Source organism: Dyella sp. RRB7, assembly GCF_022761115.1.
GTDB lineage: Bacteria > Pseudomonadota > Gammaproteobacteria > Xanthomonadales > Rhodanobacteraceae > Dyella.
On record NZ_JAKWJS010000001.1, the window covers coordinates 208,431 to 233,763 of the forward strand.

Below are 25,333 nucleotides of genomic sequence, written 5' to 3' on the forward strand. Positions count from 1 at the left end.
GCGTAATCTCCCGTGACCGCGACGATCACTTGACCTCTTCGAGGTCGATGTCGATACCGAGCGAGCGGATTTCCTTCACCAACACGTTGAAGGATTCCGGCATGCCCGCCGCCATTTCGTGGTTACCGTCGACGATGTTCTTGTACATCTGGTTGCGGCCCTGCACGTCGTCGGACTTCACCGTCAGCATTTCCTGCAGGGTGTAGGCCGCGCCGTAGGCTTCCAGCGCCCAGACTTCCATTTCGCCGAAGCGCTGACCACCGAACTGCGCCTTGCCGCCCAGCGGCTGCTGGGTGACGAGCGAGTACGGACCGGTCGAACGCGCGTGCATCTTGTCGTCGACCAGGTGGTTCAGCTTCAGGTAGTGCATGTAACCGACCGTCACCGGGCGATCGAATGCCTCGCCGGTGCGACCGTCGAACAGCGTGGTCTGGCCGGACTCCGGCAGATCGGCAAGCCTGAGCATCGCCTTGATCTCGGTTTCCTCGGCACCGTCGAACACCGGGGTGGCCATCGGCACGCCTTCCTGCAGGTTGTTCGCCAGCGCGATGATTTCCTCATCGGTCAGCGACTTCAGGTCGACGTGCTGCACGGCACCGGCCACGTGATGGTTGTAGATCTGGTCGAGGAACTCGCGGATCTGCGTGACCTTGGCCTGCGCCTCGATCATCTTCTGGATCTTCTTGCCCAGGCCCTTGGCGGCCCAGCCTAGATGCACTTCCAGAATCTGACCGATGTTCATACGCGAAGGCACGCCCAGCGGGTTCAGCACGATGTCCACCGGGGTACCGTCGGCGGAGAACGGCATGTCCTCCACCGGCACCACGTTCGACACCACACCCTTGTTGCCGTGGCGACCGGCCATCTTGTCGCCCGGCTGGATGCGGCGCTTCACGGCCAGGAACACCTTGACCATCTTGAGCACGCCCGGCGCGAGGTCGTCGCCCTGGGTGATCTTGCCCTGCTTCTCCTTGAAGCGCTTGTCGAACTCTTCCTTGTGGCGCTTGATCTGGTCGGCCGCGCGCTCGAGGAACTCGGTGACGTCCTCTTCCTTGACGTTGATCTTGAACCAGTCGTCCTTCTTCAGGCCGTCCAGGTAGGCGTCGGTGATTTCGGCGCCGCGCTTGAGCCCGCCCGGGCCGCTCATCGCGGACTTGCCGACGAGCTGGGTGCGCATGCGGTTGTAGATGGCGCCTTCGAGGATGCGGAACTGGTCATCAAGGTCCTTGCGGATACGCTTGATTTCCATTTCCTCGATCTGCTTGGCGCGCTTGTCCTTCTCGATGCCGTCGCGGGTGAACACCTGCACGTCGATGACGGTGCCGTCCATGCCCGGCGGCACGCGCAGCGAGCTGTCCTTCACGTCCGAAGCCTTCTCGCCGAAGATCGCGCGCAGCAGCTTCTCTTCCGGGGTCAGCTGGCTTTCGCCCTTGGGCGTGACCTTGCCGACCATGATGTCGCCGGCCTTCACTTCCGCGCCGATGTACACGATGCCGGATTCGTCGAGGCGAGCCAGCGCCTGCTCACCCACGTTCGGGATGTCGGCGGTGATTTCCTCGGCGCCCAGCTTGGTGTCACGCGCGATGCACGACAGCTCCTCGATGTGGATCGAGGTGTAGCGGTCTTCCTGCACGACGCGCTCGGAGAGCAGGATCGAGTCTTCGAAGTTGTAGCCGTTCCACGGCATGAAGGCGATCAGCATGTTCTGGCCGAGCGCGAGCTCGCCCAAGTCGGTCGACGAACCGTCGGCCAGCGTGTCGCCCTTCGCCACGATGTCACCCACGTTCACCAGCGGGCGCTGGTTGAGGTTGGTGTTCTGGTTGGAACGGGTGTACTTGGTCAGCGTGTAGATATCGACGCCGGCGTCGTTGTCGCCGACCTCTTCCTCGTTCACGCGCACCACGATACGGCCGGCGTCGACCTGGTCGATCACGCCGCCGCGCTTGGCGGTGACGATGACGCCCGAGTCGCGCGCCACGGCGCGCTCGATGCCGGTACCCACCAGCGGGGTCTGCGAACGCAAGGTCGGCACGGCCTGGCGCTGCATGTTCGCGCCCATCAGTGCGCGGTTCGCGTCATCGTGCTCCAGGAACGGCACCAGCGCGGCGGCGACCGACACGGTCTGCATCGGCGAGACGTCCATGTAGTCGACTTCGGCTGCCGGACGCAGTTCGGACTCGCCGCGGAAGCGGCAGGACACGAAGTCTTCGACGAAGGCACCGTCCTTGAGCGGCGAGTTCGCCTGCGCAATGACGTGGTCGCCTTCTTCGATGGCCGAGAGGTAGTCCACCGTATCGGTGACCTTGCCGCCCACGACCTTGCGGTACGGCGTCTCGAGGAAGCCATACGTGTTGGTGCGGGCGTACACGGCCAGCGAGTTGATCAGGCCGATGTTCGGGCCTTCCGGCGTTTCGATGGTGCAGACGCGGCCGTAATGGGTCGGATGCACGTCGCGCACTTCGAAGCCGGCGCGCTCGCGGGTCAGGCCGCCTGGCCCCAGGGCCGAAACGCGGCGCTTGTGCGTCACTTCCGACAGCGGGTTGTTCTGGTCCATGAACTGGCTGAGCTGCGAGGAGCCGAAGAACTCCTTCACCGCCGCCGCGACCGGCTTGGCGTTGATCAGCTCCTGCGGGGTCAGACCCTCGGACTCGGCCAGGCTCAGGCGCTCGCGCACGGCGCGCTCGACGCGCACCAGGCCGATGCGGAAGGTGTTCTCGGCCATTTCGCCGACCGAACGCACGCGACGGTTGCCCAGGTGGTCGATGTCATCGACGGTGCCATGACCGTTCTTGATGTCGATGAGCACCTTGAGCACGTCGAGGATGTCCGAGGTGACGCCCTGCGACTTGACCAGCGCCTGCGCCTCTTCTTCCTTGCGCTCGGCGAAGTACTTGTAGTCGTACAGCACGCCCGGACCGACGATCTCCTGGCGACCGACGCGGCGGTTGAACTTCATGCGGCCCACGGCCGACAGGTCGTAGCGGTCGAAGGTGAAGAACAGGTTGTAGAACAGGTTCTGCGCGGCGTCCTTGGTCGGCGGCTCGCCCGGGCGCATCATGCGATAGATTTCCACCAGCGCTTCGAGCTGCGTCTTGGTGTTGTCGATGCGCAGGGTGTGCGAGATGTACGCGCCGCGATCGAGATCGTTCACGTACAGCGTCGGCACCACCTCGATGCCCGCCTTGCGGAAGTTCTCCAGCTGCTCGGCGGTGATCTCGTCGTTGGCCGAGGCCAGCAGTTCGCCGGTCTTGCTGTCGACGATGTCGGTGGCCAGGATGCGGCCGACCGGGTAGTCGTCCGGCACTTCCAGCGCGGTGATGTTCTCGGCGGCCAGCTGGCGCACGTGACGCGCGGTGATGCGCTTGCCGGCTTCCACCAGCACCTTGTCACCGATGGTCAGGTCGAAGCTCAGCGTTTCGCCGCGCAGGCGCTCGGCGACCAGCTCCAGCGTGGTGCCACCCTTCTTGCCCAGGTGGAACACGTTGTGCTCGAAGAAGGTCTCCAGCATCTCGACGTTGTTGTAGCCGAGCGCGCGCAGCAGCACCGTCACCGGCAGCTTGCGGCGACGGTCGATACGGGTGAACAGCGCGTCCTTCGGGTCGAACTCGAAGTCGAGCCACGAGCCGCGGTAAGGAATGACGCGGGCCGAGAACAGCAGCTTGCCCGAGCTGTGCGTCTTGCCGCGGTCGTGGTCGAAGAACACGCCCGGCGAACGATGCAGCTGCGAGACGATGACGCGCTCGGTGCCGTTGATGATGAAGGTGCCGGTGTCGGTCATGAGCGGAATTTCGCCCATGTAGACTTCCTGCTCCTTCACGTACTTGACGGCCTTCTTGGAGGCCGGGCTGTCCTTGTCATAAATGACCAGGCGCACGGTCACGCGCAGCGGCGCGCCGAAGGTCATGCCACGGTTGCGGCATTCGCGTTCGTCAAAGGCGGGCTCGCCCAGGCGATAGTCGACATACTCAAGCGCGGCATTGCCCGAATAGCTGGCAATCGGGAACACCGACTTCAGCGCGGCGTGGAGACCCTTGTCGTCGCGCTGCTTGGGAGCGACATGCTCCTGCAGAAACTCGCGATAGGAATCGGTCTGGATGGTCAGCAGGTTCGGCACGCCCAATACAGGTGGACGCTTGCCGAAATCCTTGCGGATGCGCTTCTTCTCGGTAAACGAGTAGGTCATGGTGGGTACCGCCTCGGTTCGCAGTGACGCCGGTGGTGCACACACCGGCTGAATTGTGAAAGCTGTGTCTGCCGTCGACGGGCAAGGTGTGCTGTCCCACCCGTCGATGCGTCAAAAAGGCATAAATCAAAGGTCGGCGATGTTCCGCAGGCCTTTCAGTGCTGTCTTCCCGCCGCGTAAAACACGAACCTTGAAAATGACACTTGGTCGTTACAGGCCGCGTGCTCCCACGCCAAGTTCCTGTAACAGGCAAAGCCCGGGGACTTACGTCCCCAGGCTTGCTTGACGCTGGATCAAACTGACGGCGCGCAAGAGCGCCGATTACTTCAGTTCGACCGTGGCGCCTGCAGCTTCGAGGTCCTTCTTGAACTTCGCAGCGTCTTCCTTCGAAGCGGCTTCCTTCACGACGCCACCGGCTTCGGTCAGGTCCTTCGCTTCCTTCAGGCCCAGGCCCGTGATGGCGCGGACGGCCTTGATCACGTCGACCTTCTTGTCGCCGGCGCTCTTCAGGATCACGTCGAACTCGGTCTGCTCTTCAGCAGCCGGGCCGGCGGCGGCCGGGCCAGCGGCAACCATCACCGGGGCGGCGGCGGTCACGCCAAACTTCTCTTCGATGGCCTTCACCAGGTCCATCACTTCCATCAGCGACTTGGCGGCGACGGCTTCAACGATCTGTTCGTTGGTCAGGGACATTTTCATTTACCTCTGGAAATTGATTCGATGTAAGTAGACGGCGAACTTAGGCGGGCTCGACTTCAGCCGGGGCTTCGGCGGCGACTTCGCCACCACCCTGCTTGTCGGCCACGGCCTTGACGACGCGGGCGAACATGGCGGCCGGCTCGGCCAGCACACGGGCCAGCATGGACAGGGCCTGTTCGCGGGTCGGCAGCGATGCCAGCACTTCGACGTGCTCAGCCGGCAGCAACTTGCCTTCCACCGAGACGATGCGCGCCTTCAGCTTGTCGTTGCCCTTGGCGAATTCCTTGATCAGGCGACCGGCAGCGCCGGGCTCCTCGGTCGAGAATGCGTACAGCAGCGGACCGGTCAGGGCGTCCTTGACGACCTCGAACTCGGTACCCACCACGGCGCGCGAAGCGAGCGTGTTCTTGACAACTTTCAGGAACACACCCGATTCACGGGCCTTCTTGCGCATCGCGGTCATCTGTTCGACCGTGGTGCCCGCATACTCGGCTGCGACCAAGGAGTGTGCCTTCGCAGCGACTTCTGCCAGCTCGGCGACTACTTCTTGCTTCTGCGAGAGATTCAGAGCCATTTTTCACTCCTCTTATGAACTCCGCTTACGGCTCCTGCCGCTTGCGGTCCTGAGCGACGCCATCCGTGACGTCGGGGACACGGGGTGTCCCGGGTGGTGGCCTTTCCAGAACAGGTAAAACAATTCCAGAAGGGGCAGCACCATCTACGCAGGCCAGGTCCGCGGGGAACCCGATTAAGCGACCCCGCTAACGGCGACGGCGATTCCATGCCAACACGAGCTCCCTGCTCGTCGTCGTCGCGCGCTGATCGCGCCTGCGGTCTTTGACGGCGGCTCCGGCTTTTAGCCGGGGCTGCCCTCAAAAACGTGCCCGCACGGCACGAGGCCGTGCGGGACTTGATTCTTACTTGGCCGAGATCGTCAGCGACGAGGTATCGACCGGCACGCCCACGCCCATGGTGCTGGACAGGGCAACCTTCTGCAGGTACTGACCCTTGGCCGTGGCCGGCTTGGCCTTCAGCAGGTCGGCAACCAGGGTGTTCAGGTTGTCGGCCAGCTGGGCAGCGTCGAAGCTGGCCTTGCCGATGGTGGCGTGGATGATGCCTGCCTTGTCGTTGCGGAACTTGACCTGGCCGGCCTTGGCGTTCTTGACGGCGGTGGCGACGTCGGCGGTGACCGAGCCGTCCTTCGGGTTCGGCATCAGGCCGCGGGGGCCGAGCAGCTGGCCGAGCTTACCGACCACGCGCATCGCGTCCGGCGTGGCGATGACGCGACCGAAGTCGAGCTCGCCGGCCTGCATGCGCTCGGCCAGGTCGTCCATGCCGACGGCGTCGGCACCGGCGGCCTTGGCAGCCTCGGCCTTCTCACCGGCCGGCACGAACACGGCGACCTTGACGGTCTTGCCGGTGCCGTGCGGCAGCAGCGAGGAGCCGCGCACGCCCTGGTCGGACTTCTTCGCGTCGATGCCGAGGCGGACGGCGACGTCCACGGACTCGGCGAACTTCGCCTTGGCGTTGTTCTTGACGATGTTCAGGGCTTCTTCCAGGCCATAGAGCTTGCCCGGCTGCACTGCGGCCTGGGCCGCCTTCAAACGCTTCGTGAGCTTTGCCATGTCTTAACCCTCCACCACCAAGCCCATGCTGCGCGCGCTACCAGCGATGGTGCGCACGGCAGCGTCCAGATCAGCAGCCGTGAGATCCGGCTCCTTCTGCTTCGCAATGTCTTCCAGCTGCTTGCGAGTGATCTTGCCGACCTTGTCGGTGTTCGGCTTGGACGAGCCCTTGGCGACGCCGGTGGCCTTCTTGATCAGGATCGAGGCCGGCGGGGTCTTGGTGATAAAGGTGAAGCTACGGTCGGAATAGGCCGTGATGATGACCGGAATCGGCAGACCCGGCTCCAGCTTCTGCGTGGCGGCATTGAACGCCTTGCAGAATTCCATGATGTTCAGGCCGCGCTGACCGAGGGCAGGACCCACCGGCGGCGACGGGTTGGCCTGACCGGCCTTGACCTGCAGCTTGATGTAACCAGTTACTTTCTTTGCCATTGGTTTTTCCTCGCGAGTTCAAGCGCCTTGCGGCTCCTCGCAGTACTTCGTCCCTGGATAGAGGAAGGCCCGCCGTCCTGCGGACCCCGGAAACACGGGCACGCCGAACCAAAAGGCTCCGGCGTGAACCGCGTAGTTTAGAGACTGATCAAGTTTTAAGCAAGCCCCATGCCTGGGGCTGCCCAATCGGGTCGATCAGGCTTTCTCGACCTGGCCGAACTCCAGCTCGACCGGGGTCGAGCGACCGAAAATGAGCACCGCAACGCGCAGGCGGCTCTTTTCGTAGTTGACTTCCTCGACCACGCCGTTGAAGTCGTTGAACGGGCCGTCGGTGACGCGAACCATCTCGCCCGGCTCGAACAGCACCTTCGGGCGGGGCTTCTCGACGCCCTCGCGGACGCGACTGAGAATGGCGTCGGCCTCGCTGTCGCGAATCGGCAGCGGGCGATCCGCCGTGCCACCGATGAAACCCATGACCTTCGGGGTTTCCTTGACCAGATGCCAGCACTCGTCGTCGATGCGCGGCGCCTTGCCCTCGGTGTCCGTCTCGATCTGCACGAGAACGTAGCCCGGGAAGAACTTGCGCTCGCTGCGGCGCTTCTGGCCGCTGCGCATCTCGATGACCTCTTCGGTCGGCACCAACACCTCGCCGAACTTCTCTTCCATGCCGGCGCGGCGGATACGCTCATCGAGCGAACGCTTCACCTGGTTTTCGAAGCCCGAATAGGCGTGCACCACATACCAACGCTTGCTCATGCCATCACCTCATGTACCCAGCTTGAGCAGCCAGTCGAGCACGACCGACTTCAGGATCAGGTCGATCAGGCCCAACAGCAGCGAAAGCACAATCACCACAACAATAATGATGCCGGTGGTCTTTAGCGTCTCGTCGCGGGTGGGCCAGACCACCTTGCGCAACTCAAACTGCGACTCGCCGAGGAAGGCGCGCACACGGCGGCCCGGGGCGGTAAAGGCACCGATGGCCAAAGCCACCACCAGCGCCGCCACCACGCCAAGCAGGAGGACGGACTGCGGGATGGAGCCGTCGCTGCCGAACCACGAGTAGGCAAAAATGCCAGCAGCCAGCACTAGCCCAGCCAGTACCAGCTTGCCGATATCGGCGACATTGACGCCCTTGGTCTGTTCTGCCTTCGTATTCATGCGCAGTGGTCGGATGAGAGAGGGCAACGACCGGATTACGGCCCGTATGCCACCCACCATCCGTCGTCGATCCTCGGGAAGATGGCACGCCAGGAGGGACTCGAACCCCCAACCTGCGGTTTTGGAGACCGCTGCTCTGCCAATTGAGCTACTGGCGTATTCGGAAATAGTGAAGCCGCTCGCCTTGCCGCCGCAAGGAGGCGCCCTTGGCGCCAACCCGGGTGGAGAGTCTTGACTACCCCGCCCCGGTTCCTTGCAGCCCGCAATGCGGGCGACTTCCCAGTCTACAGCTTACTTGATGACCTTGGCCACCACGCCGGCGCCGACGGTGCGGCCGCCTTCGCGGATGGCGAAACGCAGGCCTTCGTCCATCGCGATCGGGTGGATCAGGCTGACCACCATCTTCACGTTGTCGCCCGGCATCACCATTTCCACGCCTTCCGGCAGCGTCACCGCACCGGTCACGTCGGTGGTGCGGAAGTAGAACTGCGGGCGGTAGCCCTTGAAGAACGGGGTATGACGGCCACCCTCGTCCTTCGACAGCACGTACACTTCGGCTTCGAAGTCGGTGTGCGGGGTGATCGTGCCCGGCTTGGCCAGCACCTGGCCACGCTCCACGTCGTCGCGCTTGAGACCGCGCAGCAGCAGACCGGCGTTGTCGCCTGCCTGGCCCTGGTCCAGCAGCTTGCGGAACATTTCCACGCCCGTGACGGTGGTCTTCTGGGTCGGACGGATGCCGACCACTTCGATTTCGTCACCGACCTTGATCACGCCGCGCTCGATACGACCGGTCACCACGGTGCCGCGGCCGGAGATCGAGAACACGTCTTCCACCGGCATCAGGAACGGCTTGTCGATCGCACGCACCGGCTCGGGGATGTAGCTGTCCAGCGCGTCCACCAGGGCCACGATGGCCGGCACGCCGATCTCGCTCTGGTCGCCTTCCAGCGCCTTCAGCGCCGAACCCTTGATGATCGGGGTGTCGTCGCCCGGGAAGTCGTACTTGGAGAGCAGTTCGCGCACTTCCATCTCGACCAGCTCGAGCAGTTCGGCGTCGTCCACCATGTCGGCCTTGTTCAGGAACACGACGATGTACGGCACGCCCACCTGGCGCGACAGCAGGATGTGCTCACGCGTCTGCGGCATCGGGCCGTCAGCGGCCGAGCACACCAGGATCGCGCCGTCCATCTGCGCGGCACCCGTGATCATGTTCTTCACGTAGTCGGCATGGCCCGGGCAGTCCACGTGGGCGTAGTGACGGGTCGGCGATTCGTATTCGACGTGGGCGGTCGAGATCGTGATGCCGCGCGCCTTTTCTTCCGGCGCCGCGTCGATCGCGTCATATGCCTTGAACTCGCCACCGAATCGCTCGGCGCCGACCTTCGTCAGCGCGGCCGTCAGCGTCGTCTTGCCGTGGTCCACGTGACCAATCGTGCCGACGTTGACGTGCGGCTTGGTGCGTTCGAATTTACCCTTTGCCATACGCCTAAAACCCCGATGGAGTCAAATGATGAAAGTGGAAGCTGATACCCGCGGACCGCGGTGAGATGGTGCTCATGACTGGAATCGAACCAGCGACCTCTTCCTTACCAAGGAAGTGCTCTACCGACTGAGCTACATGAGCACGAAACACCTGAGACGACTTCAATGGAGCGGGAGACGGGAATCGAACCCGCACCATCAGCTTGGAAGGCTGAGGTTCTACCATTGAACTACTCCCGCCTGGTTGAATCAGCCTTTGCGGAAATCGTCTGGTGGAGGGAGGTGGATTCGAACCACCGAAGGCGTAAGCCAGCAGATTTACAGTCTGCCCCCGTTGGCCGCTTGGGTATCCCTCCAACAAAGAACGGCTATTGTGTGGATCGAGCCCTTGGCTGTCAACACCCGACGCGGAAAATTTCGGGGTTTTCGCGATAATTTTTTCGCCGCCGGCTAGATGCTCTGCGCCGCGCGCACGTCGACCAGCTGCTCCATCTCCTTGGACAGCTCCATCAGCTTCATGGCCTGCAACTGCAGTTGTCGCTCATTGTCGTCGCGCGGCTCCCAGGCCGGCACCGGCGTGGGCTTGCCGTCAGGCGCATCCAGCGCCACGAACACCATCACGCAGCTGGTGGCCAGGTGATGCTCGTCCTTGCGCAGGTCGCGCGCCAGCACGTCCACCGCCAGGTGCATGCTCGACCGCCCGGTGTGGATCACGCGGGCGCGCACGGTGACCAGGTCGCCGATCAGGATGGGCGCCACGAACTGGATGCCGCTGACCGCCGCCGTCACGCAGTAGGCGCCGCTCCATGCCACCGCGCAGGCATAGCCCGCCTGGTCGATCCACTTCATCACCATGCCGCCATGGACCTTGCCACCGAAATTGACGTCGGTCGGCTGGGCCAGGAAACGGAAGTTCACTTCGTGCTGCTTGCCGGGCATGGATCGGAGACTCCGAGGTGCGGAAAACCGCCATTATGCGCCGCGTCGCGCAGTCGCACATGGGTGACGCGAATCATGGGACACACGACTCCAGGGGCAGCCATCTACCCAATAGATCATGGGCGTGGCGACCACCTTGCCCGGCTTGCGCTGCGGATCGTCGTCCCGCACGAAGCCCAGGCGCTGATAGAACGGCATGGCGCCCCGGGACGCATTGAGCGTGAACACCTGCGTGCCGGCGCGACGCATGCAGTCGCGGCGCACCCGGCTCCACAGCCTTCGTCCAATGCCCTGCCCTTGATAGCGGGTGCCTACCAGGAACTGGGACACATGGCTGTCGTCACGCACCGCCGCAAGGCCTGCCAGCACGCCGTCGACGAAGGCCAGATGGATGCGCTGGCCGGCCCGGAGCCGCTCTCGGATGGCCGGTGTACTCAGCGTCTCCTCGAGTGCCCGCACGCCCTCCGGCGGTTGCTCGGCGACGATCCAGCGACGCACGACACGCCGGGCCAGCAAGGCTATGGCCGCCGCATCATCGACGTGCGCCAGTCGAAAGTGCAATTGACCCATGACGACATCTCAACATGGGCCCGCAAACGCCACAAGGCGGCTCAATGTGCGCCGGCGCCAGCGTCGGACTTGGCGGAAAACGGCGGCCGCGTGAGCCAGACGAACACGATCAAGCCCAGGAAGATCCAACCCAGCGCATGGAACAGCTCGTTGAAGGCAATCTGGTAGCTCTGCTGGGTGATCATGCCGTTGACGATGCCCTCCCCCATCAAGGCGTCGCCGCCGCCGAGCTGATTCACCGCGGCCATCGCGTCGTGGTTGTAGACGGTGACGTGCTCGGCCAGCTGCGCGTGATGCAGCACGGCGCGACGATCCCACAGGAAGGTGGTGAGCGAGGCGGAGAAGCTGCCACCCAGCGTGCGCAGGAAGGTGGCCAGTCCCGAGCCCGAGGCGATCTCGTTGCGATCCAGGTCCGACAACAGCACCACGGTGACCGGCATGAAGAACAGCGCCACGCCCACCCCCATCAGCGCCTGCATCATCGCGACGTGGAAGAAGTCGATCTCGAGATAGAAGTTCGAGCGCAGAAAACACGTCGCCCCCATCACCACGAACGCAATGGAGGCCAGCACGCGCAGGTCGAAACGCATCGCGTAACGCCCGACCAGGAAGGTCAACAGCACCGGCGCGACACCGATGGGCGCCGCGGCGAAGCCAGCCCAGGTGGCGGTGTAGCCCAGGTTGCGCTGCAACCACTGCGGCAGCAGCAGGTTGATGGCGAAATACGCCGAGTACGACAGCACCAGCGCCAGCGTGCCGAATTTGAAATTGCGATGCCGCAGCAGGCGCAGGTCCACGATGGGCTGCGCATCGGTCAACTCCCAGATCAGGAAGACGGCCAGGCTGATGGCCGAAACGATAGTGGTGACGATGATGAAGCTGGAGTGGAACCAGTCCTCGTCATTGCCCTTGTCGAGCATGATCTGCAGCGCCCCCACCCCGATGATCAGGGTGATCAAACCCACGTAATCGAAGCGCGGCCGCTCGATCACGTCGATGCGCCCCTTCATCTGCTGGGCCACCACCATGCTGGCGAAGATGCCCACCGGCACATTGATGAAGAAAATCCACGGCCACGAATAATTGTCGGTGATCCAGCCGCCCAGGATCGGCCCGGTGATCGGCGCCACCACCGCCACCATCGACAGGAGCGACAGCGCCATGCCGCGCTTTTGCGCCGGGTAGATACCGATCATCAGGCTCTGCGTGATCGGATACATCGGCCCCGCCACCGCACCCTGGATGGCGCGGAACGCGATCAGCATGCCCATGCTCTGCGAAACGCCACACAGGAACGAGGCCAGCACGAACAACAGCGTGCACCACACGAACAAGCGCACCTCGCCCACGCGCCGGCTGAGGAAGCCGGTCAATGGCAGGGAGATCGCCTGGCTGACCGCGAACGAGGTGATCACCCAGGTGCTCTGGTCGCTGCTGACGCCGAGATTGCCGGCGATGGTAGGCAGGGATACGTTGGCGATCGTCGTGTCCAGCACCTGCATGAAGGTGGCCAGCGACAGGCCGATGGTCGCCAGGACCATATTGGGTGGGCGAAACGGGGTAGTCATGGAAGCGCGGCGCCAGCAGGCCCACGAGCGGGCCTCATGGCCGCGCATTATTTATGTCATGTATATTATTGTCAAATAAACTATATGCATTCCAATGATTGACGTGCGAAGGTTAACTGCTCGCACCCAGTCAGAGACGCCCGTCGATGCCACACGATCTGCACTACGCCTTCACCGTCGCCCTGCAGCCCGCCCGCCAGGCCTGGCAACAGGCGGCCGGCATCGTCCTGGCCGATACCGGGCTGTCGGTCACACTGGCCACCCCGGTACTGCTCGTATCGCGGATGGGCGACGGCGTCTCCCAGCAGGTGCTGGCTGAGCGGATCGGCGTGCACCCGGCCGCCCTGGTGCGCACCCTGGACCAGGCCGAAAAAGCGCAATTGCTGGAACGACGCGTGGTGCCGGCCAACCGCCGGCAACGCGCGATCTACCTGCTGCCCGAAGGACAGCGACTCGCCGCCGCGATGGAGCTGGCGCTCAGGAAACTGCGTGCCGAAGTACTCAAGGACATCCCCGCCCAAGACCTGGAAACGGCCACCCGGGTGCTGCAGGCCTTCGAGGAACAGGCGCGCCGCCACACCGAACGCGAGCGCACCGGCAATCGTTGAGTCATGTGCGCGGGTGTCGACCACGCATCGCTACGATGGCCCGTATTCCGACACCGGTGCACCGCCACTTGAGGCCACCGCTGGAGACGAAATGGAGTCCCAGTTGGAGATCTGGGCGCTTCCTATTCGTTGTCCTGCTGAAGGGACATCGTGCAAGGTTGTAACCCGGACGATCATCACGCCATTGCGCCGCGTGCGGCTGTCACCGCACGGATGCTTGCAGGGCCATCGACCGCATGGCTAGATTGAGTCGTCCACAGGGGCTCGACATGATTCTGCGCAGCATCGCTTCGCGCCTATCCTTATGGGTCCTCGCAGGCTCGACGCTGGTGCTTGTCGTGGCCGGCCTGCTGCTTTTCCAGCGTGTGCGCGAGCAGATCCTTCGCCATGCCGAGGGTGAAGCCTCCGCCCTGGCCCAGGATGCCGGCAACCGCATCGGGCACCGCCTGGCGCGGGTGGCCGACACCACCAGAATCCTCGCCGCCGTGATCGGCCCGCGCCCGCGCGAGGCCCAGGACATGCTGAGCAGCGCGATATCCCGCAATGCCGACCTGGCCGGCCTGGCGGCCGTCTTCGTACCTGCCGCCGGCGGCGCCCAGGACGCACCCAATTCGCCGTTCGTGCGCCGGGAAGACAACGGCAGCCTGAGCGTTCGCGACATGCGCAAAGACCCCAGCCCGTACTGGGACAAACCCTGGTTCCAGGACGGCCTCGCCTGCGTCGACGGCTGCTGGCAGCAGCCGTTCTACTCGCAATCGCGCCATCGCCGGCTGGTCAACTACTCGGTGGCGATCATGCAGGGCGGACATGCCATCGGCCTGGTCAATGCCGATGTCACGCTCGACTGGCTCGGCAGCGTGCTGCAGTCCCTCAACAAACCGGTCGGCGCCTATGCGTTCCTGCTGGACGGGGACGGCCGCTACCTCGCCCACGACAATCCTTCGCTGGTCGACCAACCTGGCGTGCCGGCCCTGCTGCAGGCACTGGCCCGCCATCAGGCCGCGTCGCTGCGCCTGGAGGACGACCAGTATCCGCAACCCGTGCGGATCTACGCCGTACCCATCGACGGCACGCACTGGCAGTTCGGCCTGGCGATTCCGGAAGACATGATCTACGCCGACGTGCGCCACGCCTTTCTCGACGGGCTGGTGCTGGGGCTGCTGGCCCTGCTGGCCCTCACCGTACTCACCCTGGTGATCGTGCGGCGCACGATGAACCCGCTCGCCACGCTGACCGCGCGGGCGGAGGAAGTGGCCCGCGGCGCCCTGAGCTTCGAATTGCCTCCGGCCCGCCGCCCCGACGAGATCGGCCGGCTGACGCAGGCATTCGATCGCATGCGCACCGAACTGGCAGAGCACCTCGCCGAGCTCACCCGCACGACGCGCGAACAACAGCGCCTCAGCAGCGAGCTGGAAATCGCCCACCAGATCCAGACGGCCCTGCTGCCCGGCGAGCATTACCAGGACGCGCGCTGCGAGAATTTCGAACTGCACGCGCTGCTGCGCCCGGCGCGCGCCGTCGGCGGCGACCTGTACGGCTATTTCATGCTCGGCGACCGGCGCTTCTGCGTGATGGTGGGCGACGTGTCCGACAAGGGCATCCCGGCCGCCCTGTTCATGGCGCGCACGATCACCCTGGCCAAGGCGCTGGCGTCGCGCGCGCGTTCCCCGCAGCAATTGCTGGCCCTGCTCAACCGCGAACTGTGCCGCCACAACGACAGCTGCATGTTCGTCACCCTGCTGTGCGGCATGCTCGATACGCATACCGGCGAACTGCTGCTGGCCAGCGCCGGCCACGAACCGCCGGTGCTGTGCGCCCCCACGGCCGCGCCGCGCCTGCTCGAACTCGACACCGGCACGGCGCTGGGCCTGGATGAAGACGCCACATACCCGGCCCACGTCCTGCGCCTGCGGCCCGACGAAACCCTGCTGATGTACACCGACGGCATCACCGAAGCGGGCGACCTCGCCCAGCGGATGTACGGCCAGCAGCGCATGCTCGCGTGCCTGGCGCAGCCGGCGCCCCACGGCGCCGCCGAACTGGCCGGGCGGCTGCTTGCCGACGTGGACGATTTCGCCGCCGGCGCCGGCCAGACCGACGACATCACCGTGCTCGCACTGCACTGGCATCATGCCAGCCACGACGTGGAGGGACCCATGCTGGACCTGACCGCCACCGCCACCATGAACGACGTCTTCGAGGCGCTCGACCGATGCGAAGCCTCATTGCTCGAGAACGGCGTGCTGCCCACCGTGCGCGAGGACGTTCGACTGGTGCTGGAGGAATTGCTGGTGAACATGGTGCAGCACGGCCGCACCGCCACGGCCGGCGGCACCATCGACCTGCGCATGCAGCTGACCGACGGGGCGATCCTCATCGAGCTGCACCACGACGGCCAGCCGTTCGATCCGCTGCAGGCCCCGCCTCCTGTATTGACCGGCGACCTGGCCGACCAGGAGGACATCGGCGGCTTCGGCATTCACCTGGTGCGCGCCATGGCCAACGACCTCAGCTACAGCCACGACGAACACGGTAACCATCTGCAGCTACGCTTCATCCATCCCACGCGCACGGAGCCCGAGCATGACGTTCAGCCTTAGCATCGAAAGCGCACTGCCCGAACGCACCACCGTGCAACTCCATGGCCGGCTCGATGCGCTCACCTTCGGCGAATTCGACGACGCGATACAGCCGCTGCTGTCCCGGATGGCGGACGCGGGCACCATGGTGCTGGACCTTTCCGCGCTCGAGTACATCAGCAGCGCCGGCCTGCGCAGCATCGCCAAGATCCGCAAGCACATGCGCGGCCACGGCGGACGGACCCTGCTGGTGAATCCGCAGCCCCAGGTGCACAAGGTATTCGACATCGTCAAGGCGGTGCCGGTGAATGAAGTCTTCGCCAGCACCCGCGAGCTGGACGACTATCTCGACCGCATCCAGCGTCGCATCGTGGACGGCGCCGAAGGCGAGGACTGAATCCGGATCGGCAAGCGGAGCCGCGCAGGGCGTCCGCTTGCCACGATCCGGAGATCGATCAGACGTTGAACAGGAAGTGCAGCACGTCGCCATCCTTGACGACGTAGTCCTTGCCTTCCTTGCGCAGGCGACCGGCCGCGGCGGCGCCGGACTCGCCCTTGTACTGGATGAAGTCGTCGTAGGAGACGGTTTCGGCGCGGATGAAGCCGCGCTCGAAGTCGGTGTGGATCACGCCCGCCGCCTGCGGCGCGGTGAAGCCGCGCTTGATGGTCCAGGCGCGCACTTCCTTCACGCCGGCGGTGAAGTAGGTCTGCAGGTCGAGCAGCTTGTAGGCCGCGCGGATCACGCGATTGAGGCCCGGCTCTTCGAGACCGAGATCCTTGAGGAACTCGTCGCGGTCGGCATCCTCGAGCTGCGAAAGCTCCTCTTCGATGGCGGCGCACACCGGCACCACCTCGGCGCCCTCGGTCACCGCGCGGGCACGCACGGCATCCAGGTGCGGGTTGTTCTCGAAGCCGTCCTCGCGCACATTGGCGATGTACATCAGCGGCTTGAGCGTGAGCAGGAACAGGTCGCGCACCAGCGCCTTTTCCTCGTCGTCCAGGCCCAGGCTGCGGGCGGACTTGCCCTCGTTGAGGCCGGCGGCAAGCTTCTGCAGCACCGGCTTCCGGGCCAGCGCGTCCTTGTCGTTGGCCTTGGCCGCGCGCTCGGCGCGGTTCAATGCCTTCTCGACGGAATCCAGGTCGGCCAGCGCCAGCTCGGTATCGATGGTCTCGATATCGGCGATCGGGTCGACCTTGCCGGCCACGTGAACGATGTCGCCATGCTCGAAGCAGCGCACCACGTGGGCGATCGCGTCCACCTCACGGATGTGCGCAAGGAACTTGTTGCCCAGGCCCTCGCCCTTCGACGCACCGGCCACCAGGCCGGCGATGTCGACGAATTCCACCGCCGTCGGCACCGTCTTTTGCGGCTTGACGATCTCCGACAGCGCCTGCATGCGCGGGTCCGGCACCGGCACCACGCCCACGTTCGGCTCGATGGTGCAGAACGGGAAGTTGGCCGCGGCGATGCCCGCCTTGGTCAGCGCGTTGAACAGGGTGGACTTGCCGACGTTAGGCAGGCCGACGATGCCGCATTTGATGCCCATGTTTAATCCGTGAAGTCGGCGCTTTCAGCGCCTGCAAAGAGTGAATGGTAAAGGGAAAGCGCAGCGCGTGGGCGCCGATCCCCATGGACGCAACGCGACCTTGCAGCGCGCGGCCTGGCTCACGCGCTCGGCGTGTGGAGCTTCTGCATGGCCTTGTCGAACTGGCCGTCAACCGCCAACGGCAGCACATCGAGTGCGCGGGCGATGCCATCGAGGATCGCCTCCTCGTCCTTCGCGGACGGGCGGCCGAGCACCCATGGCGTCACCTTGTCCTTGTGGCCGGGATGACCGATGCCGACGCGCAGGCGATGGAATTTCGCGTGTCCCAGATGCGCCACGATGTCGCGCAGGCCGTTCTGTCCGCCATGGCCGCCGTCGAACTTCAGGCGCACGGTGCCGGCATCCAGATCCAGCTCGTCATGCGCCACCAGGCACTCTTCCGGCTCGATCTTGTAGTAGCGCAGCGCCGAAACCACGGCGATGCCGCTCTTGTTCATGAAGGTGGAGGGCTTGAGCAGCCACACCGACTGGCCGCCGATGCGAACCTTGCAGGTTTCGCCATGCAGCTTGCCGTCGAAACCGAAGCGCTCGCCCTGCCCTGACGCCAGGGCATCAACAAACCAGAACCCGGCGTTGTGCCGGGTTCGGAGGTATTCGGCACCGGGGTTGCCCAGGCCGACGATAAGGCGCAGTCCCGCCATAAGCGCGCAAGCACACTGACGGACCGCCCCCGGGTGGGTGCGGTCCGCAGCGACTTACTTCTTGGGCGCCTCGGGTGCCGGGGCTGCCTCGCCCTCGGCCGGAGCGGCGTCGACTTCTTCCTTCACCGTGTTGGCGGTGACGATGGCGGTGTCGTGGTCCGCACCCAGGTGCAGCGCAACGATCTCCACGCCGGCCGGCAGCTTGAGCTGCGACAGGTGGATGATGTCGCCCGGCTTCAGGTCGACCAGATCCAGTGCGATGAACTCCGGCAGGTCCTTCGGCAGGCAGGAGATTTCCACTTCGGTCAGGTTGTGCGAGATCACCACGCCAGCGGTCTTGGCGGCCGGCGACTTCTCCTGGTTGAGGAAGTGCAGCGGGACGTTGACGCGGACAGCCGCGTTCTCGTCGATGCGCAGGAAGTCCATGTGCAGCATCTGCAGCTTGAACGGATGCTTCTGCCAGTCACGCACCAGCACCTTCTGCACCTTGCCGTCGACGTTCAGGTCGAGCACGGACGAGAAGAACCACTCGTGCTTGGCGGCGAGCAGGATGGTGTTGTGCTCGATCTGGATGCTCTCCGGAGCCTGGCCGGCGCCGTAGACAACAGCAGGCACGAAGCCGGCATGACGCAGGCGGCGGCTCGCACCTTTCCCCTCGTCCTTGCGGCTCTGAGCCTTGATTTCGTGAGTCGTAGCCATGTTGGTATTGCCTTTGAGTAGTGAGCTGCCTCGCGGCAGTCAGGTGACTCCCCCGCGACCAGAGGAGTCATACAACAGCGACGGACACCATGCCCGCCGCGATGAAATCAGTCGATGTACAACGAGCTCACCGACTCGCCAAAGGCGATGCGGCGGATCGTTTCCGCCAGCAGCTCGGCGACCGAGAGCTGGCGGATCTTGGCGCAGGCAGCCACTTCCGGGCGCAGCGGCAAGGTGTTGGTGACCACCAGCTGGTCGAGCTGGGAGCCTTCGATATTGCGGATGGCCGCGCCCGACAGCACCGGGTGCACGCAGTAGGCCACTACCTTGCGGGCGCCGCGCTCCTTCAGGGCCGCCGCCGCCGCGCAAAGCGTGCCGGCGGTGTCGACGATGTCGTCCACCAGCACGCAGGTCTTGCCGTCCACGTCGCCGATGATGTTCATCACCGTGGCGACGTTGGCCTTCGGGCGGCGCTTGTCGATGATGGCCAGATCGGCGTCATCGAGGCGCTTGGCCATGGCACGGGCGCGCACCACGCCACCGACGTCCGGGCTGACCACGATCAGGTCGTCCATGCTGTGGTTGCGCCAGATGTCCGCCAGCAGCACCGGCGAGGCATACACGTTGTCCACCGGGATATCGAAGAAGCCCTGGATCTGGTCGGCGTGCAGGTCGACCGTGAGCACGCGGTCGACACCGGCGGTGCCGATCAGCTTGGCCGCCAGCTTGGCCGTGATCGGCACGCGCGCCGAACGCGGGCGGCGGTCCTGGCGGGCGTAGCCGAAGTACGGCATCACCGCGGTGACGCTGGCGGCCGAGGCGCGCTTGAGCGCATCGACCAGGGTCAGCAGCTCGAACAGGTTTTCCGCGCTCGGCGCACCGGTGGGCTGCAACACGAACACTTCCTGGCGACGGACGTTTTCCTCGATCTCGATCTGGGTTTCGCCGTCGCTGAAACGGCCGACCAGGGCCTTGCCCAGCGGCACGCCCAGGCGCTGGGCGACATCCTCGGCGAGCGCGCGGTGCGCGTTGCCGGTGAAGAGCATCGGACCGGAGGTGTCGACAGTCATCTTTATTGAACCTGAGCCATTGTGTGGAATGGCTGGGGCGGCAGGATTCGAACCTGCGCATGCGGGAATCAAAATCCCGTGCCTTAACCAGCTTGGCGACGCCCCAGTATCACTGGAATTGATGTTGCTACCGGCCTGCCCCAGCGGCACCGCGATGGCGCGCCAGGGCAAGCTGCAGCGGAGAAGTATCCACACCCATGGCCACATGAGCCGTGAACCGGGCAGGACACCGTTCCGCTATGGCCTCGGCGCGTTCTGGCGACTCCGTCTCCAGGAACACACACGCACCGCTGCCAGAAAGCTTCGCCCGGCCGAAGCCGCCGAGCCAGTCCAGCGCCGCGGCAACGCGCGGATGTCGCGCGCGAACCACCGCCACGAACGCGTTCTCGACCGTTTCGCCCGAAGCAAAGGATGAAATTGTGGCGGGCGGGGCATTTCGTGTCAATTCAGACGCTTGAAAAAGTGCCGCGGTGGGCACGTGTTCGTGGGGGTCGAGCACCACATACCAGCGCCGGGGAAGGCTCAATGGGGTGAGTTTTTCGCCCACGCCCTCGGCCCAGGCCGAGCGGCCACGCACGAACACCGGCACATCGGCACCCAGCTGGCGACCCAGCTCGGCCAGCGCGTCCTCGTCCAGCCCCGCGCCCCACAACCGGTTCAGCGCCACCAGCACCGTGGCGGCGTCCGAACTGCCGCCGCCCAGGCCGCCGCCCATGGGGATGCGCTTGTCCACCTCGATATCGGCCCCCAGGCCGCCGGGAGCGTGGGGTTGCAGCAGGCGGGCGGCGCGCACCACCAGGTCGGTGTCGGCCGGCACGCCGGGAACGTCGGTGAGGCGATGGATCTCGCCATCGCGGCGCACGCGCAGACGGATCTCATCGCCCCAGTCGAGCAGCCGGAACACCGTCTGCAGCTCGTGGTAGCCATCGGCTCGCCGGCCGGTGATACGCAGAAACAGGTTCAGCTTGGCCGGTGCCGGCCAGGCGGTCCAGTCGGTCGCGTCGGGTGACGCCAGCGGACGGCTCATGAACACGCGCAGATCCTCGGGAAAGCCGTTCTCGCGATCCCGCTCGCGGGCAAAGGCCAGCTCGGGGCTGTTCTTGTCGACGATGACAAATCCGTGTTTGGCGTAGAACGGCGCGTTCCAGGGCACATCCGCCAGCGTGCCCAGGTCCACCCGGTGGTAACCGGCCATGCGGGCCCAGGCGCAGGCGTGTTCCAGCAGGGCCGCTCCGATGCCGCGCTGCCCATGCGAGGGCAGCACATCCATCTCGGCCACGCCGATGGCCGCGCCGCCCTCTTCCGTATCCAGCCACACAAAGCCAACCGGCTCGCCCGAACCGATAACCGCAACCCAGACCAGCCCGCGGGCGATCGCTTCGCGCAGCACCTCCGGAGGCACCGACACGCGCCGGTAGGAGGACCAGGCGCGATGGCCACGGAACAGCTCCACCGCGGCGCGCTCGATGGCGCACAGGGCGTCGACCTGATCGGGGCGGGCGCGTTCGATGTGGTAGGTCATGGAGCTCCCGGTCTTTTACTTCCTCTCCCCGCTGGGGAGAGGATTAGAGGTGAGGGGCGGGTGCTCGCGGCAGGGCGGCTACGGAGCACGCTCCAATAAAGCGCCATCGCAAGATTGGCCCCGCACCCTACCCTCTCCCCAAGGGGAAAGGGAATGTCACGGCGTTACTGCTGGATGTTCCAGGACTCCACCGACAGGCGCACCTTGTACGGCGGATTTTCGGCGAACACCTTGGACGGCACGGCCGGCTCGCGCGTGGTGTCCCAGGCCGGGTACGAAACGGTCCAGCCGCCCTGCACCATCTGCAACGGCAGGCCATCGTCACCGAACTTGAAGTCGGCCGGGCCAGCCTCGGAGCGCAAGCCCAGCACCCAGGCACGCAGGTCGCGGAACGGCAAATGCCAGCCCAGTGCGTTCTCCACCAGCGTCTCCGGGTCCTGGCCGCGCTGCGGACCGCCATCGAGCCCTTCCAGCAGAGCGCCATCCGGGGTGACGCTGAGGCGGAAGCTCTTGCTGCCCACCGGGCCGCGCACCACGAAATCGTAGCTGTTGCCGTTCTGGGTCCAGATCAACGTGCCGCTGCCGCCCTCCGACTTGCCGTTGACGGGACCGGACACGCCGATCTTGCCCTGCAGCACCCAATGGTCGGTCTTGGCAAGCAGGTGTTCGCGGGCGCGCTGCTGGTCGAGCAAGGCGGCGAAATCAGCCTTGGGGGCCGGCGGACGCACCGTTTCCTTGTGCACACAGGCGGCTAGCAGCAGCGGCAAGGCTACCGCGATCAATCGAATGGGAAGCTTCATGGATTAAGGCGCTTGAGGGTGTTGTGGAGGCTGGTGCTCTGCGGGTCGATCTTACGCACTTCGTCAAACACGCGCCGCGCGTCCTGCTGCCGGCCCTGTTTCCACAGCACTTCGCCCAGGTGCACGCCGACATCGGCGTCCTTGTGCGCCATCCAGGCACCGCGCAAGGTCTGCTCGGCCTGGTCGAGGTGGCCCAGGCGGTATTGCAGCCAGCCCCAGGAATCCTGGATGGCCGGATCGTCCGGCCGCGCCGCGCGGGCGGCCTCGATCAGCCGCTGCGCCTCGGGCAGGTCGCGGTTGGCGTCGGCCAGCGTGTAGCCGAGCGCATTGCTGGCGTCGGTGTCATCCGGCTTGAGCGCCAGCAGGCGGCGGAAGTCATTCACCGCCTGATCGGTCTTGCCTTCTTCGGCATAGGCCAGGCCGCGACCGTACAGCAGGCCCGGATCGTCGGGCGTTATCTGCAGGGCGCGGCTGAAGGCGCGCTCGGCCTGCGCGTACTGCTGGTCGTTCATGTAGAGCTCGGCGTCCACCTCGTAGGCACGGCGCAGCATGGTCGGCTGGTCGAGATAGTCGGTCTGCATCTGCGCCAGCTGTTCGTGCGCCTCGGCGCTGCGGCCAAGATCCTGCATCAGCACCGCGCTGCGCAGGTCGGCGTCGAACGCATGGTCGTCGTCATCGGGAACCTGGTCGTACCACTTCAGCGCTTCTTCCTTGCGATCGAGCATCTCGGCCAGTTGGCCCAGCAGGTAGGCACTGTTCTGGCGAACGTCCTCGGGCGAGCGCTGCAACTGGGTGTACAGGCGATTGATGGTCTTGGTGTCGTTGCTGCGGGCGGCCAGGGCGGCGCGCATCGCATAGGTGTCGGTGTCCTGCGGACCGCTGTCCAGCAGGCGCGCGGCGCCTGCGTAATCGCCGTTCTGGCCCAGCAAGGTGGCATAGGCCAGGCGCAGGTGGGTGTTCTTGGGATCCTTGGCCAGCGCCTTGTCGAACAACGCCTTGGCGCCTGCCTTGTCGCCGTCGCGGTACTTCATCTGCGCCAGCCAGGCATAGGTTTCCCCACTGCCGAAGCGCTTCGCGGCGGCATCGGCGATCTGCAGGGCATAGGCGTGGCGACCCAGCTTGTCGCCCAGCTCACTCATCGCCAGCCAGGCCTGCGGGTCGGCGGGCAGCCGTTGCGGGGTGGCCACGGCCTCCAGCAGCTGGGCTGCCTGGGCGGCGTCGCGGCTGCCCACGAGGACGCGGCCAAACTGGCGCCAGGCATCCGGGTCACCCGTGGCCACCAGCAGCTCAAGCTGCCGGCGCGCTTCGTCGGTATTGCCCTGGCTCAGTGCCAGCTGGGCCCGCGCCTGGGCCAGCGGCCCGGGCTTGGCGCCCAGCGCCGCCCAGCGCGCAATGGCCGCTTGCGCGCCTGGCGTATCGCGCACGGCAATGGCCAGGGCGGCAGCCTGTTCGGCCACATCGGGATCATTGGACAGCACCATGGCCCGGCCGAAGGCCGCCGAGGCGCCATTGAGATCGGTACGGGTGAGCGCCATCTCGCCAGCCAGCAGCTGGGCGATCAGGTCGTGATCCTCGTCCGGCGTGGCCACCACCATATGCGCCAACGGCTGGGTGGACGCGGACGACTCGCGGCCCGGCCGGCCGGGTGCCATGGCGCAGCCCGCCAGGACCAGCACCGCCATGCCGCTCGCCGCAAAATGCCGCAGTTGCTTGAACTTGGACCACCTGCTCAGCACACTATTCTCCGCTCATCCGTCTGTGTCGGCCGCCGCCACTTTTAGAACGGCCGGTGCTATAGCCTAGTTTACGCCGCCGGATGCCTCCCGCCCCGACACCCCACACCATGACGCTGATCGCCCTAGGGCTCAATCACCTCACCGCGCCGGTCAACCTGCGCGAGCAAGTGGCATTCGATGCGGAGTCGACCGCCGCCGCCCTGCAGGCGCTTGCCCGCGAACCGGGTGTGGAGGAGGCAATGATCCTCTCCACCTGCAACCGTACCGAACTTTATGTGAGCGTCACGGCAGGGGCCGAGGGCGTGCCACAGGCGTGGCTCAGCCGCCACCATCGACTGACGGCGGGCAAGCTCGACGAGTTCCTGTATCGGCACGATGAAGACGCGGCCGTTCGCCACATGTTCCGCGTCGCCACCGGGCTGGACTCGATGGTGCTGGGCGAGCCGCAGATCCTCGGCCAGGTCAAGGACGCCTACCAGCAGGCGCGCGACGCGCAGGCGCTGCGCGCGCCCATGGAGCGCCTGCTGCAGCACACCTTTGCCGTGGCCAAGCGCGTGCGCACCGATACCCGCATCGGCGCCCACACCGTCTCGGTGGCCTTCACCGCGGTGCGGCTGGCCGAACAGGTGTTTGCCGACCTGCGCCAGGCCTGCGTGCTGCTGATCGGCGCGGGCGACACCATCGAGCTGGCCGCGCGCCACCTGGTCGACAAGCAGGTACGCCGGCTCATCGTGGCCAACCGCACGCTGGAAAACGCGCAGGAACTGGCCAGCCGCCACGGCGGCTACGCCATCTCGCTGGCCGACCTTCCCCAGCACCTGGCCGATGCCGATATCGTCATCAGCTCCACCGCGGCGCGCCAGCCGGTGGTGACCCATGCGATGGTCGAGAGGGCCATCGCCGCGCGGCGGCGCAAGCCGATGTTCATGGTGGACATCGCGGTGCCGCGCGACATCGAGCCGTCGGTGGGCGCGCTGGGCGACGTGTTCCTCTACGGCATCGACGACCTGCGCCAGGTCATCGACGACAACCGCCGCTCGCGCGAAGCCGCTGCTCGCGAGGCCGATGCCATCATCGACCTTCAGGTCGAACGCTACATGGCCTGGCGTCGCGCGCTCACCCTGCGCAACCCGGCGCTGGACATGCGCCAGCACGCCGAGATCTATCGCGACGAGGTGCTGGAGAAGGCCCGCGCCATGATCGCGCGCGGCAAGTCGCCGGACGAGGCACTGGCCTACCTGGCCAATACGCTCACCAACAAGCTGTTGCACCACCCCAGCGCCCGGCTGCGCGAGGCGGCCTTGAGCGGCGACATGGACCTGCTGCACGCGGCGGGCCGGCTCTATGGCCTGGGCGAGACGGCGCCGGAAACGCGGGACGATTAGCCGGGCGTCACTGCCCGTATTCCCGCA

The 25,333-nt window shown here is 65.5% G+C and carries 22 protein-coding genes and 5 tRNA genes; 4 read left to right on the top strand and 23 right to left on the bottom strand.

All coding sequences use genetic code 11. From position 1 onward, the window contains the following. Positions 1–25: 25 nt before the first annotated feature. From rpoB to MJ606_RS01075, 15 genes are all read right to left on the bottom strand, one after another. Positions 26–4,183 carry a DNA-directed RNA polymerase subunit beta gene (rpoB, locus tag MJ606_RS01005; RefSeq protein ID WP_243047511.1) on the bottom strand — a complete coding sequence of 1,386 codons (4,158 nt, stop codon included), beginning with the start codon at positions 4,181–4,183 and terminating at the stop codon, positions 26–28. A gap of 321 nt (positions 4,184–4,504) precedes the next feature. Then, positions 4,505–4,876: a 50S ribosomal protein L7/L12 gene (gene rplL / locus MJ606_RS01010; RefSeq protein WP_131413565.1), complete on the bottom strand. Its 372-nt coding sequence runs from the start codon at positions 4,874–4,876 to the stop codon at positions 4,505–4,507. 46 nt (positions 4,877–4,922) lie between these two features. After that, positions 4,923–5,456 carry a 50S ribosomal protein L10 gene (gene rplJ, locus MJ606_RS01015; RefSeq protein ID WP_243047513.1) on the bottom strand — a complete coding sequence of 178 codons (534 nt, stop codon included), beginning with the start codon at positions 5,454–5,456 and terminating at the stop codon, positions 4,923–4,925. A gap of 343 nt (positions 5,457–5,799) precedes the next feature. Further along, complete coding sequence (gene rplA / locus MJ606_RS01020; RefSeq protein ID WP_243047514.1) at positions 5,800–6,507, bottom strand: 50S ribosomal protein L1; 708 nt, start codon at positions 6,505–6,507, stop codon at positions 5,800–5,802. A 3-nt stretch (positions 6,508–6,510) separates the two neighbouring features. Next, positions 6,511–6,939: a 50S ribosomal protein L11 gene (gene rplK, locus MJ606_RS01025; protein WP_243047515.1), complete on the bottom strand. Its 429-nt coding sequence runs from the start codon at positions 6,937–6,939 to the stop codon at positions 6,511–6,513. A 195-nt stretch (positions 6,940–7,134) separates the two neighbouring features. Beyond that, entirely contained in the window at positions 7,135–7,695 is a 561-nt protein-coding gene (nusG, locus tag MJ606_RS01030) for a transcription termination/antitermination protein NusG (protein WP_243047519.1), read from the bottom strand. A 9-nt stretch (positions 7,696–7,704) separates the two neighbouring features. Next, on the bottom strand, positions 7,705–8,100 hold the full coding sequence (gene secE / locus MJ606_RS01035) for a preprotein translocase subunit SecE (protein ID WP_243047520.1): 396 nt from the start codon (positions 8,098–8,100) through the stop codon (positions 7,705–7,707). Between the two features lie 82 nt (positions 8,101–8,182). Beyond that, positions 8,183–8,258, bottom strand: a tRNA-Trp gene (locus MJ606_RS01040). Positions 8,259–8,391: 133 nt separating this feature from the next. Then, positions 8,392–9,582 carry an elongation factor Tu gene (tuf, locus tag MJ606_RS01045; protein ID WP_243047506.1) on the bottom strand — a complete coding sequence of 397 codons (1,191 nt, stop codon included), beginning with the start codon at positions 9,580–9,582 and terminating at the stop codon, positions 8,392–8,394. Positions 9,583–9,648: 66 nt separating this feature from the next. Next, positions 9,649–9,724 (bottom strand) — tRNA-Thr (locus MJ606_RS01050). 24 nt (positions 9,725–9,748) lie between these two features. After that, positions 9,749–9,822 (bottom strand) — tRNA-Gly (locus MJ606_RS01055). A gap of 30 nt (positions 9,823–9,852) precedes the next feature. Continuing rightward, a tRNA-Tyr gene (locus MJ606_RS01060) sits at positions 9,853–9,938 on the bottom strand. A gap of 94 nt (positions 9,939–10,032) precedes the next feature. Further along, entirely contained in the window at positions 10,033–10,521 is a 489-nt protein-coding gene (locus MJ606_RS01065; protein WP_243047522.1) for an acyl-CoA thioesterase, read from the bottom strand. 33 nt (positions 10,522–10,554) lie between these two features. Continuing rightward, positions 10,555–11,091, bottom strand: coding sequence for a GNAT family N-acetyltransferase (locus MJ606_RS01070; RefSeq protein ID WP_243047524.1), 537 nt, complete (start codon positions 11,089–11,091; stop codon positions 10,555–10,557). 41 nt (positions 11,092–11,132) lie between these two features. Further along, complete coding sequence (locus MJ606_RS01075) at positions 11,133–12,659, bottom strand: DHA2 family efflux MFS transporter permease subunit (RefSeq protein ID WP_243047526.1); 1,527 nt, start codon at positions 12,657–12,659, stop codon at positions 11,133–11,135. Between the two features lie 146 nt (positions 12,660–12,805). Between MJ606_RS01075 and MJ606_RS01080 the strand changes: the two genes are divergently transcribed. From MJ606_RS01080 to MJ606_RS01090, 3 genes are all read left to right on the top strand, one after another. After that, positions 12,806–13,267, top strand: a complete 462-nt coding sequence (locus MJ606_RS01080) for a MarR family winged helix-turn-helix transcriptional regulator (protein ID WP_243047528.1) — start codon at positions 12,806–12,808, stop codon at positions 13,265–13,267. A gap of 269 nt (positions 13,268–13,536) precedes the next feature. Beyond that, the gene (locus tag MJ606_RS01085) at positions 13,537–15,867 is read left to right on the top strand and encodes a SpoIIE family protein phosphatase (RefSeq protein WP_243047530.1); all 2,331 of its coding nucleotides are present in this window, start codon (positions 13,537–13,539) and stop codon (positions 15,865–15,867) included. Continuing rightward, a complete protein-coding gene (locus tag MJ606_RS01090; protein WP_243047532.1) occupies positions 15,851–16,243 on the top strand; it encodes an STAS domain-containing protein in 393 nt (130 codons plus the stop codon). Before MJ606_RS01085 ends, MJ606_RS01090 begins: the two co-directional genes overlap by 17 nt. A gap of 58 nt (positions 16,244–16,301) precedes the next feature. Here the strand turns inward: MJ606_RS01090 and ychF are convergent, their stop codons facing one another. The 8 genes from ychF to MJ606_RS01130 all read right to left on the bottom strand — a co-directional run bounded on the left by ychF (position 16,302) and on the right by MJ606_RS01130 (position 23,867). Beyond that, complete coding sequence (gene ychF / locus MJ606_RS01095) at positions 16,302–17,393, bottom strand: redox-regulated ATPase YchF (protein ID WP_243047534.1); 1,092 nt, start codon at positions 17,391–17,393, stop codon at positions 16,302–16,304. Between the two features lie 119 nt (positions 17,394–17,512). Beyond that, positions 17,513–18,094 (bottom strand): aminoacyl-tRNA hydrolase, encoded by a 582-nt coding sequence (gene pth, locus MJ606_RS01100; protein ID WP_243047536.1) that lies wholly within the window; start codon positions 18,092–18,094, stop codon positions 17,513–17,515. Positions 18,095–18,148: 54 nt separating this feature from the next. Next, positions 18,149–18,793: a 50S ribosomal protein L25/general stress protein Ctc gene (locus tag MJ606_RS01105; protein ID WP_243047537.1), complete on the bottom strand. Its 645-nt coding sequence runs from the start codon at positions 18,791–18,793 to the stop codon at positions 18,149–18,151. A 107-nt stretch (positions 18,794–18,900) separates the two neighbouring features. Continuing rightward, on the bottom strand, positions 18,901–19,839 hold the full coding sequence (locus MJ606_RS01110; RefSeq protein ID WP_243048552.1) for a ribose-phosphate diphosphokinase: 939 nt from the start codon (positions 19,837–19,839) through the stop codon (positions 18,901–18,903). Between the two features lie 53 nt (positions 19,840–19,892). Next, a tRNA-Gln gene (locus MJ606_RS01115) sits at positions 19,893–19,969 on the bottom strand. Positions 19,970–19,990: 21 nt separating this feature from the next. Continuing rightward, positions 19,991–21,385 carry a 4-(cytidine 5'-diphospho)-2-C-methyl-D-erythritol kinase gene (ispE, locus tag MJ606_RS01120; protein WP_243047539.1) on the bottom strand — a complete coding sequence of 465 codons (1,395 nt, stop codon included), beginning with the start codon at positions 21,383–21,385 and terminating at the stop codon, positions 19,991–19,993. A 164-nt stretch (positions 21,386–21,549) separates the two neighbouring features. Continuing rightward, positions 21,550–22,185 (bottom strand): lipoprotein insertase outer membrane protein LolB, encoded by a 636-nt coding sequence (gene lolB / locus MJ606_RS01125; protein WP_243047541.1) that lies wholly within the window; start codon positions 22,183–22,185, stop codon positions 21,550–21,552. Then, a complete protein-coding gene (locus MJ606_RS01130) occupies positions 22,182–23,867 on the bottom strand; it encodes a tetratricopeptide repeat protein (protein ID WP_243048553.1) in 1,686 nt (561 codons plus the stop codon). Before MJ606_RS01130 ends, lolB begins: the two co-directional genes overlap by 4 nt. A gap of 161 nt (positions 23,868–24,028) precedes the next feature. Between MJ606_RS01130 and hemA the strand changes: the two genes are divergently transcribed. Next, complete coding sequence (gene hemA / locus MJ606_RS01135; RefSeq protein ID WP_243047543.1) at positions 24,029–25,306, top strand: glutamyl-tRNA reductase; 1,278 nt, start codon at positions 24,029–24,031, stop codon at positions 25,304–25,306. Positions 25,307–25,333: the final 27 nt, after the last annotated feature.

Excerpts from the sequence above, each read along its gene's own strand:
- rpoB (WP_243047511.1), bottom strand. The coding sequence starts at position 4,183 with ATGACCTACTCGTTTACCGAGAAGAAGCGCATCCGCAAGGATTTCGGC.
- rplL (WP_131413565.1), bottom strand. The coding sequence starts at position 4,876 with ATGTCCCTGACCAACGAACAGATCGTTGAAGCCGTCGCCGCCAAGTCG.
- rplJ (WP_243047513.1), bottom strand. The coding sequence starts at position 5,456 with ATGGCTCTGAATCTCTCGCAGAAGCAAGAAGTAGTCGCCGAGCTGGCA.
- rplA (WP_243047514.1), bottom strand. The coding sequence starts at position 6,507 with ATGGCAAAGCTCACGAAGCGTTTGAAGGCGGCCCAGGCCGCAGTGCAG.
- rplK (WP_243047515.1), bottom strand. The coding sequence starts at position 6,939 with ATGGCAAAGAAAGTAACTGGTTACATCAAGCTGCAGGTCAAGGCCGGT.
- nusG (WP_243047519.1), bottom strand. The coding sequence starts at position 7,695 with ATGAGCAAGCGTTGGTATGTGGTGCACGCCTATTCGGGCTTCGAAAAC.
- secE (WP_243047520.1), bottom strand. The coding sequence starts at position 8,100 with ATGAATACGAAGGCAGAACAGACCAAGGGCGTCAATGTCGCCGATATC.
- tuf (WP_243047506.1), bottom strand. The coding sequence starts at position 9,582 with ATGGCAAAGGGTAAATTCGAACGCACCAAGCCGCACGTCAACGTCGGC.
- MJ606_RS01065 (WP_243047522.1), bottom strand. The coding sequence starts at position 10,521 with ATGCCCGGCAAGCAGCACGAAGTGAACTTCCGTTTCCTGGCCCAGCCG.
- MJ606_RS01070 (WP_243047524.1), bottom strand. The coding sequence starts at position 11,091 with ATGGGTCAATTGCACTTTCGACTGGCGCACGTCGATGATGCGGCGGCC.
- MJ606_RS01075 (WP_243047526.1), bottom strand. The coding sequence starts at position 12,659 with ATGACTACCCCGTTTCGCCCACCCAATATGGTCCTGGCGACCATCGGC.
- MJ606_RS01080 (WP_243047528.1), top strand. The coding sequence starts at position 12,806 with ATGCCACACGATCTGCACTACGCCTTCACCGTCGCCCTGCAGCCCGCC.
- MJ606_RS01085 (WP_243047530.1), top strand. The coding sequence starts at position 13,537 with ATGATTCTGCGCAGCATCGCTTCGCGCCTATCCTTATGGGTCCTCGCA.
- MJ606_RS01090 (WP_243047532.1), top strand. The coding sequence starts at position 15,851 with ATGACGTTCAGCCTTAGCATCGAAAGCGCACTGCCCGAACGCACCACC.
- ychF (WP_243047534.1), bottom strand. The coding sequence starts at position 17,393 with ATGGGCATCAAATGCGGCATCGTCGGCCTGCCTAACGTCGGCAAGTCC.
- pth (WP_243047536.1), bottom strand. The coding sequence starts at position 18,094 with ATGGCGGGACTGCGCCTTATCGTCGGCCTGGGCAACCCCGGTGCCGAA.
- MJ606_RS01105 (WP_243047537.1), bottom strand. The coding sequence starts at position 18,793 with ATGGCTACGACTCACGAAATCAAGGCTCAGAGCCGCAAGGACGAGGGG.
- MJ606_RS01110 (WP_243048552.1), bottom strand. The coding sequence starts at position 19,839 with ATGCTCTTCACCGGCAACGCGCACCGCGCGCTCGCCGAGGATGTCGCC.
- ispE (WP_243047539.1), bottom strand. The coding sequence starts at position 21,385 with ATGACCTACCACATCGAACGCGCCCGCCCCGATCAGGTCGACGCCCTG.
- lolB (WP_243047541.1), bottom strand. The coding sequence starts at position 22,185 with ATGAAGCTTCCCATTCGATTGATCGCGGTAGCCTTGCCGCTGCTGCTA.
- MJ606_RS01130 (WP_243048553.1), bottom strand. The coding sequence starts at position 23,867 with ATGGCGGTGCTGGTCCTGGCGGGCTGCGCCATGGCACCCGGCCGGCCG.
- hemA (WP_243047543.1), top strand. The coding sequence starts at position 24,029 with ATGACGCTGATCGCCCTAGGGCTCAATCACCTCACCGCGCCGGTCAAC.